We start from the raw sequence: 12,424 nt of genomic DNA, 5'->3' as shown, positions 1-12,424 counted from the left end.
GTTTCTCAGCTCGACGGCGGGGCACTCAGAGATGTCGGTAGACGTCCTTCAGCTCGAGGCCGCTTGCGAGCATCAGCACCTGGACCTGGTAGAGCAGCTGGGAGATCTCCTCGGCGGTGCGCTCGGGCCCCTCGTGCTCGGCGGCCATCCACGACTCGGCAGCCTCCTCGACCACCTTCTTGCCGATGAAGTGCACCCCCTTCTCCAGCGCGGCGACCGTGCCCGAGCCGGGGGTGCCGGCGGCGGCCTTGGCCTGCAGCTCGGCGAACAACTCCTCGAACGTCTTCACGGAGACGCATTCTCGCAGTCGCCCTCGGTCGCGGCACGCACCGGGTCCGGCGGTGACCGGTGGCCGGGACCGGCATTCCCTACTGACATGGTGGGACACCTCTTCGACGTCCGCCGATGCTGGCCGTACGCTGTCCGCCATGGTCAGCACCTCACGAATCCGCACCCTCGCCACCGCCGGGACGGTCCTGCTCGCCGTCGCCGCCTGCGCCCCGCAGGCCACCCCCGCGCCGATGCCCACCGTGTCGGTCTGCGCCAAGGAGAGCCTGCCCACCCGGACACCGGGCAAGCTCACCATCGCCACCGACGAGCCGGCGTACCAGCCGTGGTTCGTCGACGACAAACCCGACAACGGCAAGGGCTTCGAGTCCGCGGTCGCCTACGCGGTGGCCGAGAAGCTCGGCTACACCCGCGACGAGGTCGTCTGGACCCGGGTCAGGTTCGACGCCGCCATCGCGCCCGGACCGAAGGAGTTCGACTTCGACATCAACCAGTTCTCCATCACCGAGGAGCGCAAGCAGGCGGTCGACTTCTCCGCGCCGTACTACCTGGTGCGGCAGACGGTCATCGCGCTGAAGTCCTCCAAGATCGCCGGCAAGACCACGCTTGCCGACCTGAAGAACGCCAAACTCGGTGCCCAGGTCGGCACGACCAGCTACCAGGCGATCACCAACCTGATCAAGCCGACGGTCAAGGCGCAGGTCTACAACAGCAACGACGACGCCAAGAAGGCCCTGCAAAACGGCCAGCTCGACGGTCTGGTGGTGGACCTGCCCACCGCCTTCTACATCACCTCCGCCGAGATCGACGACGCGGTGATCGTCGGGCAGCTGCCCCAGGTGGGCGCGCCGGAGGCGTTCGGCCTGCTGCTGGACAAGGACTCGCCGCTCACCGGCTGCGTCAGCGGGGCGGTGGGGCAGCTCTTCGCGGACGGGACGTTCAAGCAGCTGGAGCAGCAGTGGCTCACCCAGACCGCCGGAGCCCCTGAACTCACGTGAGCACGACCCTGCACCACGATCCCTCGCCCGCCCAGCGGGCGAGGGACGCGTACCGTCGCCGGCAGAGCGTGCTGAGCGTGCTGGTCGCCGCCGCCTCCACGGCGGCGCTCGGCACGCTGCTGGCGATCGCGGTGACCGGGGCGCCGGGCTGGCAGCGGGTACGCCAGACCTTCCTCGACCCGCAGATCGCCCGGGAGGCGCTGCCCCAGGTGCTGACCGGGCTCTGGCTCAACGTCCGGTTGCTGGTCTGCTGCGCCATCGCCGCACTGCTGCTCGGCCTGCTGATCGCGATCCTGCGTACGCTGCGCGGGCCGGTCTTCTTCCCGATCCGGGCCCTGGCCACCAGCTACACGTACGTCTTCCGGGGTCTGCCGCTGATCATCGTGCTCTACGTGCTCACCCTCGGCGCCCCCGGCCTGCGGTTACAGGGCATGCCCTCGGTGCTGGTGCTGGGCGGGGCGGCGCTGGTGCTCACCTACAGCGGCTACCTCGCCGAGGTGTTCCGCGCCGGTATCGAGGCGGTACACCCCAGCCAGCTCGCGGCGGCCCGGTCGCTGGGGCTGACCTACCGGCAGACCATGCGGCACGTGGTGCTGCCGCAGGCCGTCCGCCGGGTGGCCCCGCCGCTGCTCAACGACATCGTGGCGTTGCAGAAGGACGTCGGCCTGGTGGCCCTGGCCGGGCCGATCGACGCGGTCCGGGCGGCGCAGATCGCCACCGCACAGACGTTCAACTACACGCCGTACATCGTGGCCGGGGTGCTCTTCGTCCTGCTCGCCATCCCGCTGATCGCGGTCACCGACCGGGTGACGCTGCGGGCGGCCCGACGCCAGTCCGGAGGCTGATCATGGACGCGGTGCTGCGTTGTCGCGGGCTGCGCAAGCAGTTCGGCGGTCAGGTCGTCCTCGACTCACTCGACCTGACCGTGGCCGAACACCAGGTGGTGGCGCTGATCGGGGCCTCCGGCTCCGGCAAGTCGACCCTGCTGCGTTGCGTCAACCTGCTTGAGGAACTGCACGACGGGACGATCGAGCTGGACGGCGAGGAGATCTCCGCGCCCGGCGTCGACCCCGACACGGTACGCCGCCGGATCGGGATGGTCTTCCAGTCGTACAACCTCTTCCCGCATCTGAGCGTGCTGGACAACATCACCCTCGCCCCGCGCCGGGTGCACCGACGCGCCAAGGCCGAGGCCGAGGCGCAGGCCCGGGAACTGCTCGACCGGGTCGGGTTGGCCGCGAAGGCGGACGCCTACCCGGACCGGCTCTCCGGCGGCCAGCAGCAGCGGGTGGCGATCGTCCGGGCGCTGGCGAACTCCCCCCGCCTGCTGCTGCTCGACGAGGTCACCTCGGCGCTGGACCCGGAACTGGTCGGCGAGGTCCTCACCATGATCCGCGACCTCAAGGACGACGGCATGACGATGCTCCTGGCCACCCACGAGATGAGCTTCGCCCGCGACGTCGCCGACCAGATCTACTTCCTGGACGCCGGCCAGGTAATCGAATCCGCTCCCCCAGCCCACCTCTTCAGCACCCCCACCCACCCCCGCACCCGCCAATTCCTATCCCGCCTCCTCGAAGCCGGCCGCCTCTGACCGGCGGCTGCCGAGCCAGAACCAGATCAAGGCAGGCCGATGCGGAACCCGAGGCTGAGGATGCTTCCGGGGGTCGCGCGCCGCACTTCCCGAGGCTGATCAACCAGGTACGCTTCGGCCGTGGCTGTCCGACGTCCCCCGTATCTGCTCCGGTTGAAGGTTCTCAACTACCGGAGTCTGCGCGATGTCGAGGTGCATCTCAATGCCGTGAACGTTCTCGTCGGCCCCAACGGCGCGGGCAAATCCAACTTTCTCGACGTGATCGCGTTTCTGGGTGACGCCACCCGCGATGACCTCGCCCCGGCGCTCGATCGTCGCGCAGGCTTCGACCGGGTGGCGTTCCGGGGGACCAAGGGCGCCAGGACGCCGGTCAGCATCGAGGTCGAGGCCGCCGTGACGAGGAACAGCTCGCCAAGTGCCACCGACACCTACACCTTGGAGTTCTCCTCACGCAGGATGAGTTCAGGGCGCAGTGAGAAGGAGCGGTATTTCCTGAGTCGGGCGGAGAGCTTCGCCTTCAAGAGGACCGCCGGCCCGGGCCGTCGGATCACCGTCAAGGGCGGACAGATCACCTTCCACAAGCCAGAGGGCGGGCAGGACACCGCAAGCTTGCGGGAAGGCTCCCTCGGCCTGTCGACCCTGCCGAAGCTGAGCCCCGAGGACGGGGGCGAGCAGGTCGAAGCGCTGGCGAACCTTTTCGCCAGCTTCCGGGTATTCGACGTAGACGTGCCCGCCGCACGCCGGCCCTCGCACGAGCCGACAAGCGAACGCCTGCGCAATGACGGCAGCAACCTCGCCGCGTTTCTCGCGTTCCTCGCCCACTCGCCCACTCGCACGCCGACCGGTTCGACGCGTTACAGCGCGACGCGCGCCGGTTCATCCCCGGTCTGGAACGTCTGGAGTTCACCGCAATCGGCGGGGCCGGCGAGGGCACTGTACTGACGCTTGTCGAACAGGGCTTGGTCGGGGCGACCACGTTGCAGGAGGCGTCGTACGGCTCGATCCGCGCGCTCGCGCTCCTCGCGCTCCTCTACGATCCGTCTCCACCCCGGTTGACCTGCATCGAAGAGATCGACCATGGCCTGCATCCGCACATTCTCGACCGGCTCGTCGAGCTGTTGCGGGAGGCGTCTGGCCGCACCCAATTTCTCATCGCCACCCATTCCCCCGCCCTGGTGAACCGACTCACGCCTGACGAACTCATCGTGTGCGAACGAGGTGAAGACGCAGCGTCCCGGATACCCGCTATCGCCCCAGCGACCGTCAAGGCAATGGAGCGGGAGCTTCACGGCGAACTCGGGCTGGGCGAACTCTGGTTCTCCGGTGCCCTTGGAGGTTGCCCGGAATGACGGGCAGACGCGGAGAGCAACGCCCAATCGTGGTGATCCTCGGCGAAGACGACAATGACCGGAAAGCTATCCAGACGCTGGTTGCCGCGCTGCGTCCAGACATCCCTCGTGGAGCGTTGAAACCGCTCCGCAAGCCCATGGCGTTGGTCCGCAACATACCGCCACAGCGGCTACCGACTCAAGCGACCAAAGTTGGTGCCCTTCTGCGCGCCGTTGACGTGACGACCCGCATCCGCGCGGTACTCATGCACGAGGACGCCGACGAGGTGGAACCGGCGCACGAGGCCCTGATCACAAAGATCGAGAACAGCTACCGATCGCTACGGTGGCCAGTGCTCGCCGTCGTGCCGGCCTGGGAGATGGAGACATGGTGGTTCCTGTTCCCTGATGCCGTCGCAGCAGTCCGGCCGACTTGGCGTAGGCCGGACCAGTTCGCCGGACGCGACATCGGCAAGATTCGCAACGCCAAGGAAGAACTCAAGAAGCCGGTCACCCCTGTGGGGGCACGGCCGTCATTCCAGACATACACGGAGGCAGACAGCGCCGCCATCGCGGAGAAGATCGTGGAACTGGGGCAGCTCGCGCCGCCCTGGTTCGCCCGCAGCGACAGTTGGGCCGCCTTCCTCGACAAGATCAAAGAACTGTAGCGACAGCCTCGACCACCACCCCTCCACCTACGTCCTAGCCGAGGCCGCGTCAGGCGCCGAAGCCCACACGCTGGTTGGCGGAGGTGGCGACCTGCCGGATGGCCAGGGCGGCGTCCAGGGCGGCGACGGTGGCGGCCCAGCCCTTGTCCTCGCTGGAGTCGGGCAGGCCGGCACGGTCGCGCGCCTGCTCGATGGTGTCGACGGTGAGCACCCCGTGGGCCACCGGTTTGCCCTCGTCGAGGGCGATGCGGGTCAGGCCGTCGGTGACCGAGCGGCAGACGTAGTCGAAGTGCGCGGTCGCGCCACGGATCACCACGCCGAGCGCGACCACCACGTCGCAGCGGCGGGCCAGGGCCTGCGCCACCACGGGCAGCTCGACCGAACCGGCCACCCGGGCCACCACGGTCCGCGCGCCGCACGCCTGCGCGGCGGCCACCGCCCGATCCAGCATGTGGTCGGTCAGCTCGCCGTGCCAGCGCGCCGCGACCACACCCACGGTCATCCCGGCCGCGTCGACCGGGGCCGTGCCCGGCTCACCGAAACCCGCCATCGCCTATGCTCCGATCTCGTCGCCGGGGACGGGACGACCCATCGGGGCCTCGGTCGTCTCGTCCAGTTGATCCAACAGGTGCCCCATCCGGTCCCGCTTGGTACGCAGATAGCGCATGTTCTCCGGGTGTGGGCGTACCGGCAGGCCCTCCCGGCCGGTGATGGTGAGCCCGTAGCCCTCCAACCCGGCCCGCTTGGCCGGATTGTTGGTCAGCAGCCGCATCGAGCGCACCCCCAGGTCGTAGAGGATCTGCGCGCCGGTGCCGTAGTCGCGCGCGTCGGCCGGCAGGCCGAGGTCGAGGTTGGCGTCGACGGTGTCGCGGCCCTGGTCCTGCAACTGGTACGCGCGCAGCTTGTGCAGCAGCCCGATGCCCCGCCCCTCGTGCCCGCGTACGTAGAGCACCACGCCCCGGCCCTCCCGGGCCACCCGCTCCAGCGCCGCGTTGAGCTGCGGGCCGCAGTCGCACCGCACCGAGGCGAAGACGTCCCCGGTCAGGCACTCCGAGTGCACCCGTACCAGCACGTCGCGGCCGTCGCCCAGCTCACCCATCACCAGCGCCACGTGCTCGGCCGAGTCGAACTCGCTGCGGTAGCCCAACGCCCGGAACACCCCGTGCTCGGTGGGCATGCGGGCGTCGGCGACCTGCTCGACCTGCTTCTCGGTACGCCGCCGGTAGGCGATCAGGTCGGCGATGGTGATCAGGGTCAGCGAATGCTCCGCGCGGAACTTCTCCAGGTCCGGCAGCCGCATCATGGTGCCGTCGTCGTTCACCAGCTCGCAGAGCACGCCGGCCGGCCGCAGCCCGGCCAGCCGGGTCAGGTCGACGGCCGCCTCGGTGTGCCCGGGCCGCCGCAGCACCCCGCCCGAACGGGCGCGCAGCGGCACCACGTGCCCGGGGCGGGCCAGGTCGACCGGCCCGGTGACCGGATCGGCGAGCAGCCGGATGGTGTGCGCCCGGTCGGCGGCGGAGATGCCGGTGCTCACCCCCTCCCGCGCGTCCACGGTCACCGTGTACGCGGTCTGCCGGCGGTCCTGGTTGGTGTGGTGCATGGGCGGCAGGTCGAGCCGGTCACACTCGGCCTCGGGCAGCGGCACGCAGATGAAGCCCGAGGTGTGCCGCACGGTGAAGGCCAGCAGCTCCGGCGTGGCCAGCTCGGCGGCGAAGATCAGATCGCCTTCGTTCTCCCGGTCCGCGTCGTCGACCACGATCACCGGCCGGCCGGCGGCGATGTCCGCCAGCGCCTGCTCGATGCTGTCGAAGGAACCTGTCATGCCACGGCCTCCGCGTAGGTCGGGGCGGGCGCCGGGCGGGTCGCCCGCGAGGTCCGCCACCAGCTGACCAGGCCCCAGACGCAGAACGCGCCGTAACCCAGGTACATCGCCGCCGACGGGTAGAAACCGCCGCGCAGCAGCAGCGGCACGCCGACGGCGTCCACCGCGATCCAGATCAGCCAGAAGTCCACCCAGCCCCGGGCCATCCCGTACGTGGCCAGCAGGCTGCCGGTGAGGATCCAGGCGTCGGGCAGCGGGCCCCAGGAACCCAGCGCGGCCAGCACCGGGTACGCCACCGCGGTGCCGACCACCGCGGCGGCGAGCAGCCCGAGCCGCTCGGTGCCGGTGGCCCAGCGGGGCGTGACCGCCGCCCCGTCGGCGGCGGTGCCGAGCCGACGGGTACGCGACCAGCGCCACCAGCCGTAGAGGCTGACCCCGAAGAAGAAGACCTGCCGACCGGCCTGCCCGTACAGGTCGTGGGCCTGCGGGGTGGCGAAGGCACCACCGAGGAAGACGGTGAACAGCAGCGCGTTGCCGATCATGCCCAGCGGCCAGGCCCAGACCAGCCGGCGCAGGCCGAGCAGCGCCGAGCCGAGCCCGAAGACGTTGCCGACGATCTCCCGCACCAGCACCGGTGAGCCGCCGAAATGCACCTCGGCGGTGAGCAGCCAGCCGAGCGCGCCGGTCATGACCGCACCGGCCCGGGTCCGCTGCCGCCCAGCGGGGACGCGGTGTCGGCCGCGCTGCCGAGGCCGGCGGCCGGGGCGGTGCCGGCCTCCGCGCGGGCGCCGAGCAGCCGCTCCACGTACTTGGCCAGCACGTCGGCCTCCAGGTTGACCGGGTCGCCCACGGCCCGGGTACCAAGCGTGGTCAGCGAGAGCGTGGTCGGGATCAGACCGACGGTGAACCAGTCGGTGCCGACCTCGGCCACGGTCAACGAGACCCCGTCCACGGTGATCGAGCCCTTCTCCACCACGTACCGGGCCAGGGCGGCGGGCAGCCGGAACCGGACCGTCTCCCAGCGCGGCGCGGGCTCGCGCGAGAGCACCTCCCCCACCCCGTCGACGTGCCCCTGCACCAGGTGGCCGCCGAGGCGGCTGCCGAGCGCGGCGGCGCGTTCCAGGTTGACCGGATCCCCGGCGCGCAGCGCACCCAGCGCCGAGCGGCGCAGCGTCTCACCCATCACGTCGGCGGTGAACACCCCGCCGTCGACGTCGACCACGGTCAGACAGACGCCGTTGACCGCGATCGAGTCGCCGTGCCGGGCGTCGGAGGCGACCAGCGGGCCCCGGACGGCCACCCGGGCCGAGTCCTCCGCCGTCGGGGTCACCCCGACGACCTCGCCCAGTTCCTCGACGATGCCGGTGAACATGCCTAGCCCTCCCTTTTGCGGGGAAACGCGGTGATCCGCAGGTCCGGACCGATCTGCGTAACGTCGATGATCTCCAGGTCGATCGCCTCGGCGATGGTGGTCACGCCCGCGTCGACAAGCGCGGCGGGGCCGGCGCCGAGCAGCCGGGGCGCGAGATAGCCGACGACCCGGTCGACCAGACCGGCGGCGAGGAACGCCCCGGCCAGCCGGGGACCGCCCTCCAGCAGCACGGCCCGTACTCCCCGGGCATGCAGGGCCGCCAGCAGCGCGGGCAGGTCGACGCCGCCGTCCGCCCCGGCACCGACCTCCGCCGCGGTGGCGATCCAGGTGCGGGCGGCACCGTCGCGGACCTGGGCGTCGGCCGGGGTACGCCCGGCCGAGTCGACCACCACCCGCAGCGGTTGCCGGATGGCCAGGCTGCCGTCGCGCAGGTTGCGCACCGTGAGCCGGGGATCGTCGGCGAGCACCGTGCCGACGCCGACCACCACCGCGTCGACGGTGGCGCGCAGCGCGTGCACGTCCATCCGCGCCGCCTCGGAGGTGATCCACATGCTGGTGCCGTCGGCCGCCGCCGAACGCCCGTCCAGCGTCGCCGCGTACTTCCAGATCACGTACGGCCAGCCCCGGCGCATGGCGGTCAGCCAGGCCACGTTGCCGTTCTCCGCCTCGGTGCCGCGTACCCCCACGTCCACCCGGACGCCGGCGGCGCGCAGGGTCGCGGCGCCACCGGTGGCGACCGGGTTGGGGTCGGGTACCGCGATGACGACGCGGGCCACGCCCGCCTGCACCAGCGCGAGGCTACAGGGACCGGTGCGGCCGGTGTGGTCACAGGGTTCCAGGGTGACCACGGCGGTGCCGCCCTTGGCGCGGTGACCGGCCTGGGCCAGCGCGACGATCTCGGCGTGCGGGCCCCCGGCGTACGCGTGGAAGCCCTCGCCGACCACCTCACCGTCGGCGTCGAGCAGCACACAGCCGACAACGGGGTTGGGACTGGTCGTGCCGAGCCCGCGCGCCGCGAGTTCGATCGCGCGCCGCATCGCCTCGTCGACGGAGACGCTCGCCATCGCCTGGCCCTGCCCTCTCGCTCGGCTCGCGCGGGCGGGGCGGGAGGCGGACGGGCAGGCGGAGTCCGGGTACGGCAGAGCCGACCCGGTGAGCGGTGCGCACACGCCGAAACCCGGCGAGCCGCACGGCCCTTCCGTCCCGCGCGCTGTCTCCCATCCGGACTGTCTGGGCGCGGTCTGAGCCGCACCCAACCGTCGGCCCCGGATTCTCACCAGGTCCACCGGGCGGACGAACCGCTCCCGGGTCGCGGGCTTACCACGGTCGGGCCGTGGATCACCGCCGGTTCGGAATTACACCGAGTCCCGCCAGCGCGTGGTGGGTACTGAGGGAAGTTTTACACGTCGACCGGGGGGTTGGGCCACCCGGGGGAGCTACTTCACATGACGGTGGTTCGGGTCACCGACCCCGCGGCGGCGGTCCACCGCCACGTACGAGCCGGGTTGGCTCTTGGCCACCGTCTTCATCTCGGAGGCGATCGTCATCGCCTCCAGCGGGCTGGCGATGCGTTTGTCGGCGTCGGAAACGGAAACCCCGATGGAGAGGGTGACCAGGGCGGCCCGGCGGATGTTGCCGCGCCGGTCCTTCAGCTCGACGTAGCCGCGCTCCCGGTCGGTCGGGTCGTAGAGCGCGTCCGCGGCCTTCTCGAAGTCGGCCGACACCCGCGAGGTGAGCGGCAGGACCTGTTCCGGGGTGCAGACGAAGACGAAGTCGTCGCCGCCCACGTGACCGAGGAAGGCCGGCGGCAGGGCCACCGAGACCACCGCCCGGTGCAGGCTGCGCGCCAGCGCGGAGATGAAGTCGTCGCCCCGGACGAAGCCGTACCGGTCGTTGACGCTCTTGAAGCGGTCGATGTCGATGTAGCCGACCGCGTAGTCGGTTCCGCTGCGGACCCGGTCGGCGATCTCCCGCCGAATGCGACTGTTGCCCGGCAGGCCGGTCAGCGGGGAGACCTCGCGGAACTCCTTGTTGCGCCGCAGGGTCGAGGTCACCCGGGCCAGCAACTCCAGGGTGTCGAAGGGCTTGACCAGGTAGTCGTCGGCGCCCGCGCTGAGCCCGTTTACCTTGTCCTGGGTCATCCCCTTCGCGGTCAGCATGATCACCGGCAGCGCGGCGGTCATCGGGTCGGCCCGCAGCCGCCTGGTCAGCTCCAGGCCGTCGATCCGCGGCATCATCAGGTCGACCACGGCCAGGTCGGGCCGCTGGCGCTCGATCACGTCGAGCGCCTCCTGGCCGTCGCCGGCCGTGACCACATCGAAGCCGTGCAGCCGTAGGTTGAACTCGACGAAGCGGGCGATGTCCTCGTCGTCGTCGACGACGAGGATCACGTCCTTGCGGTCGCCGGTGGGCTCCACGTCAGGCCCCGGCAGCCGCACGCTCCGCCAGCCCGCGCAGCCGGCGTACCGCCTCGGCCGGGTCGTCCGCGCCGTAGACGGCGGTGCCGGCGACGAACGCGTCGGCACCGGCCGCCGCCGCCTGCTCGATGGTGTCGGCGGCGATCCCGCCGTCGACCTCGATGCGCAGTTCGAGGTGGCCGGCGTCGACGTGCCGACGCGCGGTGCGGACCTTCTCCAGCAGCTCCGGGATGAACCGTTGCCCGCCGAACCCGGCCTTGATCGTCATGATCAGCAGCGTGTCGAAGCTCGGCAACAGGTCGAGGTACGGCTCGATCGGGGTGTCCCGGTCGATCGCCAGCCCCGCCTTGGCACCCGCCGCGCGCAGATCCTTGGCCAGCGACACGGGGTCGTCGCAGGCCTCGGCGTGGAAGGTCACGTTGTAGGCACCGGCGTCCGCGTAGCCGGGTGCCCACCGGCGCGGATCGTTGATCATCAGGTGCACGTCGAACGGCAGCTCGGTGGCGGCCCGCAGGCTCTGCACCACCGGCAGCCCGATGGTCAGGTTCGGCACGAAGTGGTTGTCCATCACATCGACGTGCAACCAGTCCGCGGCGGTCTCGACGGCACGGACCTCTTCGGCGAGGCGGGCGAAATCGGCGGCCAGGATGCTTGGCGCGACGATCGGCGGCGGTACGGTCACAGGGCCAGTGTACGAACGCGGCCACCAGCCGTCGGCGGCACGGCACCAATCGAGACACCCCGTGACCCGAAGGTGACCGGTGGTACAGAATGGGCCCCATCGGGCCGACGGAACGGCACGACCTGGGATCCCGACTGGCCGACCGGCCCAATGGCGACAACACTCCATCGGGGACGGTGGCGGTATGGTGCAGGCCGGTGGGCGCGGGAGCCGACATCCGGGCGGCGGCTCTCGGAAAGGGCGAACGATGCGACGGTGGCTCGCGGCGCTGGCGCTGGCCGGCGTGACGGTGCTCCTGCTGGGCGGCTGCGTACGGCCGAGCGGCACGGACGGTGACCTCACCAACGACTGGCCCGCGTTGCGTGCGCCGACGATGTTCGTCCCGGCCACCGACGCCTGCCTGCCCCGGGTCACCGCGATCGTGCAGGCGAGCACCTACGAGACCGTGGACTGCGCCCGCAACCATCTGGCCGAGACGGTGCACGTCGGCACGTTCACCGGATCGGCGGCCCAGGGTCCGCGACCCGAGCCGGGTTCGGCGGCACTGCGCACCGCCCGCGCCGAGTGCGACCAGCGGGCCCGGTTGGTGCTCGGCGGGGACTGGCACATCGCCCGGCTGACGCTCAACATCGCCCTGCCCTCGGTGGCGGCGTGGAACGGCGGTGCCCGGTGGTTCCGCTGCGACCTGAGCGAGACCGACAGCATCGACAACACCCGACCGGTGAACCGCACCGGCAGCCTGCGTGGCGCGCTGATCGGCAACTCGCCGCTGGTGCACCGCTGCTTCGACCCGAAGCTCATCGGCAACAGCCTGAACTACATGGCCCCGGTGCTGTGCACCGAGCCGCACGGCGCCGAGTTCGTCGGCGTGTACGTCGAAGAGGACATGGCCTGGGAGGAGTTCACCAACTCCGCAGGCCAGGCACACAAGCGCTGCATGGAACTGATCGCCGCCTACGCCGACGTACCCAACAACGCCGACCTGCCCTACCGCGCCGGCTCCATCTTCTATCCGCCGTCGCAGCGGGAATGGGAGGAGGGCGACCGGGGGGTGCGCTGCATCCTGTGGAGCGACGACCGCAAGCTCACCGGTTCGATGCGCGGCGTCGGTCCGCAGGGCCTACCCGTGACCTGACCGGCGCTCCGCCTGGATCCTCCGGCGCTCGCGCGACGACTCGCGCCGCCGCCGGGTTGCCAGCGTCCGTGCCGCCGGGGGGTGCCCGCGCCGGGCCCGCGACGCCGATGCTGGTCGCGG

At 71.1% G+C, this 12,424-nt stretch carries 15 protein-coding genes; 7 read left to right on the top strand and 8 right to left on the bottom strand.

Going from position 1 to position 12,424, the window contains the following annotated elements; translation table 11 throughout:
- Positions 1-25: 25 nt before the first annotated feature.
- The gene (locus QQG74_RS12175; protein WP_341721218.1) at positions 26-307 is read right to left on the bottom strand and encodes a phosphoribosyl-ATP diphosphatase; all 282 of its coding nucleotides are present in this window, start codon (positions 305-307) and stop codon (positions 26-28) included.
- 121 nt (positions 308-428) lie between these two features.
- On the opposite strand from QQG74_RS12175, the gene QQG74_RS12170 reads away from it, so the two are divergent.
- The 6 genes from QQG74_RS12170 to QQG74_RS12145 all read left to right on the top strand — a co-directional run bounded on the left by QQG74_RS12170 (position 429) and on the right by QQG74_RS12145 (position 4,876).
- Complete coding sequence (locus QQG74_RS12170) at positions 429-1,286, top strand: transporter substrate-binding domain-containing protein (RefSeq protein ID WP_341720392.1); 858 nt, start codon at positions 429-431, stop codon at positions 1,284-1,286.
- Positions 1,283-2,131, top strand: a complete 849-nt coding sequence (locus tag QQG74_RS12165) for an amino acid ABC transporter permease (protein WP_341720391.1) — start codon at positions 1,283-1,285, stop codon at positions 2,129-2,131. The genes QQG74_RS12170 and QQG74_RS12165 overlap by 4 nt, the downstream gene beginning before the upstream one ends.
- 2 nt (positions 2,132-2,133) lie before the next feature.
- Positions 2,134-2,880 carry an amino acid ABC transporter ATP-binding protein gene (locus QQG74_RS12160; protein WP_341720390.1) on the top strand — a complete coding sequence of 249 codons (747 nt, stop codon included), beginning with the start codon at positions 2,134-2,136 and terminating at the stop codon, positions 2,878-2,880.
- Between the two features lie 120 nt (positions 2,881-3,000).
- On the top strand, positions 3,001-3,822 hold the full coding sequence (locus QQG74_RS12155) for an AAA family ATPase (RefSeq protein WP_341720389.1): 822 nt from the start codon (positions 3,001-3,003) through the stop codon (positions 3,820-3,822).
- Positions 3,759-4,229, top strand: a complete 471-nt coding sequence (locus QQG74_RS12150; protein ID WP_341721217.1) for an AAA family ATPase — start codon at positions 3,759-3,761, stop codon at positions 4,227-4,229. Before QQG74_RS12155 ends, QQG74_RS12150 begins: the two co-directional genes overlap by 64 nt.
- A 29-nt stretch (positions 4,230-4,258) precedes the next feature.
- Entirely contained in the window at positions 4,259-4,876 is a 618-nt protein-coding gene (locus tag QQG74_RS12145) for a hypothetical protein (protein WP_341720388.1), read from the top strand.
- Positions 4,877-4,925: 49 nt separating this feature from the next.
- On the opposite strand, the gene ribH is transcribed toward QQG74_RS12145, so the two are convergent.
- The 7 genes from ribH to rpe all read right to left on the bottom strand — a co-directional run bounded on the left by ribH (position 4,926) and on the right by rpe (position 11,169).
- A complete protein-coding gene (ribH, locus tag QQG74_RS12140) occupies positions 4,926-5,426 on the bottom strand; it encodes a 6,7-dimethyl-8-ribityllumazine synthase (RefSeq protein WP_341720387.1) in 501 nt (166 codons plus the stop codon).
- Between the two features lie 3 nt (positions 5,427-5,429).
- Positions 5,430-6,698, bottom strand: coding sequence for a bifunctional 3,4-dihydroxy-2-butanone-4-phosphate synthase/GTP cyclohydrolase II (locus QQG74_RS12135; protein WP_341720386.1), 1,269 nt, complete (start codon positions 6,696-6,698; stop codon positions 5,430-5,432).
- Entirely contained in the window at positions 6,695-7,387 is a 693-nt protein-coding gene (gene pnuC / locus QQG74_RS12130; protein WP_341720385.1) for a nicotinamide riboside transporter PnuC, read from the bottom strand. Before pnuC ends, QQG74_RS12135 begins: the two co-directional genes overlap by 4 nt.
- Positions 7,384-8,070: a riboflavin synthase gene (locus QQG74_RS12125; RefSeq protein ID WP_341720384.1), complete on the bottom strand. Its 687-nt coding sequence runs from the start codon at positions 8,068-8,070 to the stop codon at positions 7,384-7,386. The genes pnuC and QQG74_RS12125 overlap by 4 nt, the downstream gene beginning before the upstream one ends.
- 2 nt (positions 8,071-8,072) lie before the next feature.
- A complete protein-coding gene (gene ribD / locus QQG74_RS12120) occupies positions 8,073-9,134 on the bottom strand; it encodes a bifunctional diaminohydroxyphosphoribosylaminopyrimidine deaminase/5-amino-6-(5-phosphoribosylamino)uracil reductase RibD (RefSeq protein WP_341720383.1) in 1,062 nt (353 codons plus the stop codon).
- 372 nt (positions 9,135-9,506) lie between these two features.
- A complete protein-coding gene (locus QQG74_RS12115) occupies positions 9,507-10,487 on the bottom strand; it encodes a response regulator (RefSeq protein ID WP_341720382.1) in 981 nt (326 codons plus the stop codon).
- Position 10,488: 1 nt separating this feature from the next.
- A complete protein-coding gene (gene rpe, locus QQG74_RS12110) occupies positions 10,489-11,169 on the bottom strand; it encodes a ribulose-phosphate 3-epimerase (protein WP_341720381.1) in 681 nt (226 codons plus the stop codon).
- A 247-nt stretch (positions 11,170-11,416) separates the two neighbouring features.
- On the opposite strand from rpe, the gene QQG74_RS12105 reads away from it, so the two are divergent.
- Complete coding sequence (locus tag QQG74_RS12105; protein ID WP_341720380.1) at positions 11,417-12,304, top strand: septum formation family protein; 888 nt, start codon at positions 11,417-11,419, stop codon at positions 12,302-12,304.
- The last annotated feature ends 120 nt before the right edge of the window (positions 12,305-12,424 follow it).

This window comes from Micromonospora sp. FIMYZ51, assembly GCF_038246755.1.
GTDB lineage: Bacteria > Actinomycetota > Actinomycetes > Mycobacteriales > Micromonosporaceae > Micromonospora.
The sequence above is the reverse complement of the archived record's forward strand: the minus strand, read 5'-3'. Positions and strand labels throughout refer to the sequence as shown.

Bases quoted from the DNA above. Each gene is read 5' to 3' on its own strand.
- QQG74_RS12170 (WP_341720392.1), top strand. From the start codon at position 429: ATGGTCAGCACCTCACGAATCCGCACCCTCGCCACCGCCGGGACGGTC.
- QQG74_RS12160 (WP_341720390.1), top strand. From the start codon at position 2,134: ATGGACGCGGTGCTGCGTTGTCGCGGGCTGCGCAAGCAGTTCGGCGGT.
- ribH (WP_341720387.1), bottom strand. From the start codon at position 5,426: ATGGCGGGTTTCGGTGAGCCGGGCACGGCCCCGGTCGACGCGGCCGGG.
- QQG74_RS12135 (WP_341720386.1), bottom strand. From the start codon at position 6,698: ATGACAGGTTCCTTCGACAGCATCGAGCAGGCGCTGGCGGACATCGCC.
- pnuC (WP_341720385.1), bottom strand. From the start codon at position 7,387: ATGACCGGCGCGCTCGGCTGGCTGCTCACCGCCGAGGTGCATTTCGGC.
- QQG74_RS12125 (WP_341720384.1), bottom strand. From the start codon at position 8,070: ATGTTCACCGGCATCGTCGAGGAACTGGGCGAGGTCGTCGGGGTGACC.
- ribD (WP_341720383.1), bottom strand. From the start codon at position 9,134: ATGGCGAGCGTCTCCGTCGACGAGGCGATGCGGCGCGCGATCGAACTC.
- QQG74_RS12105 (WP_341720380.1), top strand. From the start codon at position 11,417: ATGCGACGGTGGCTCGCGGCGCTGGCGCTGGCCGGCGTGACGGTGCTC.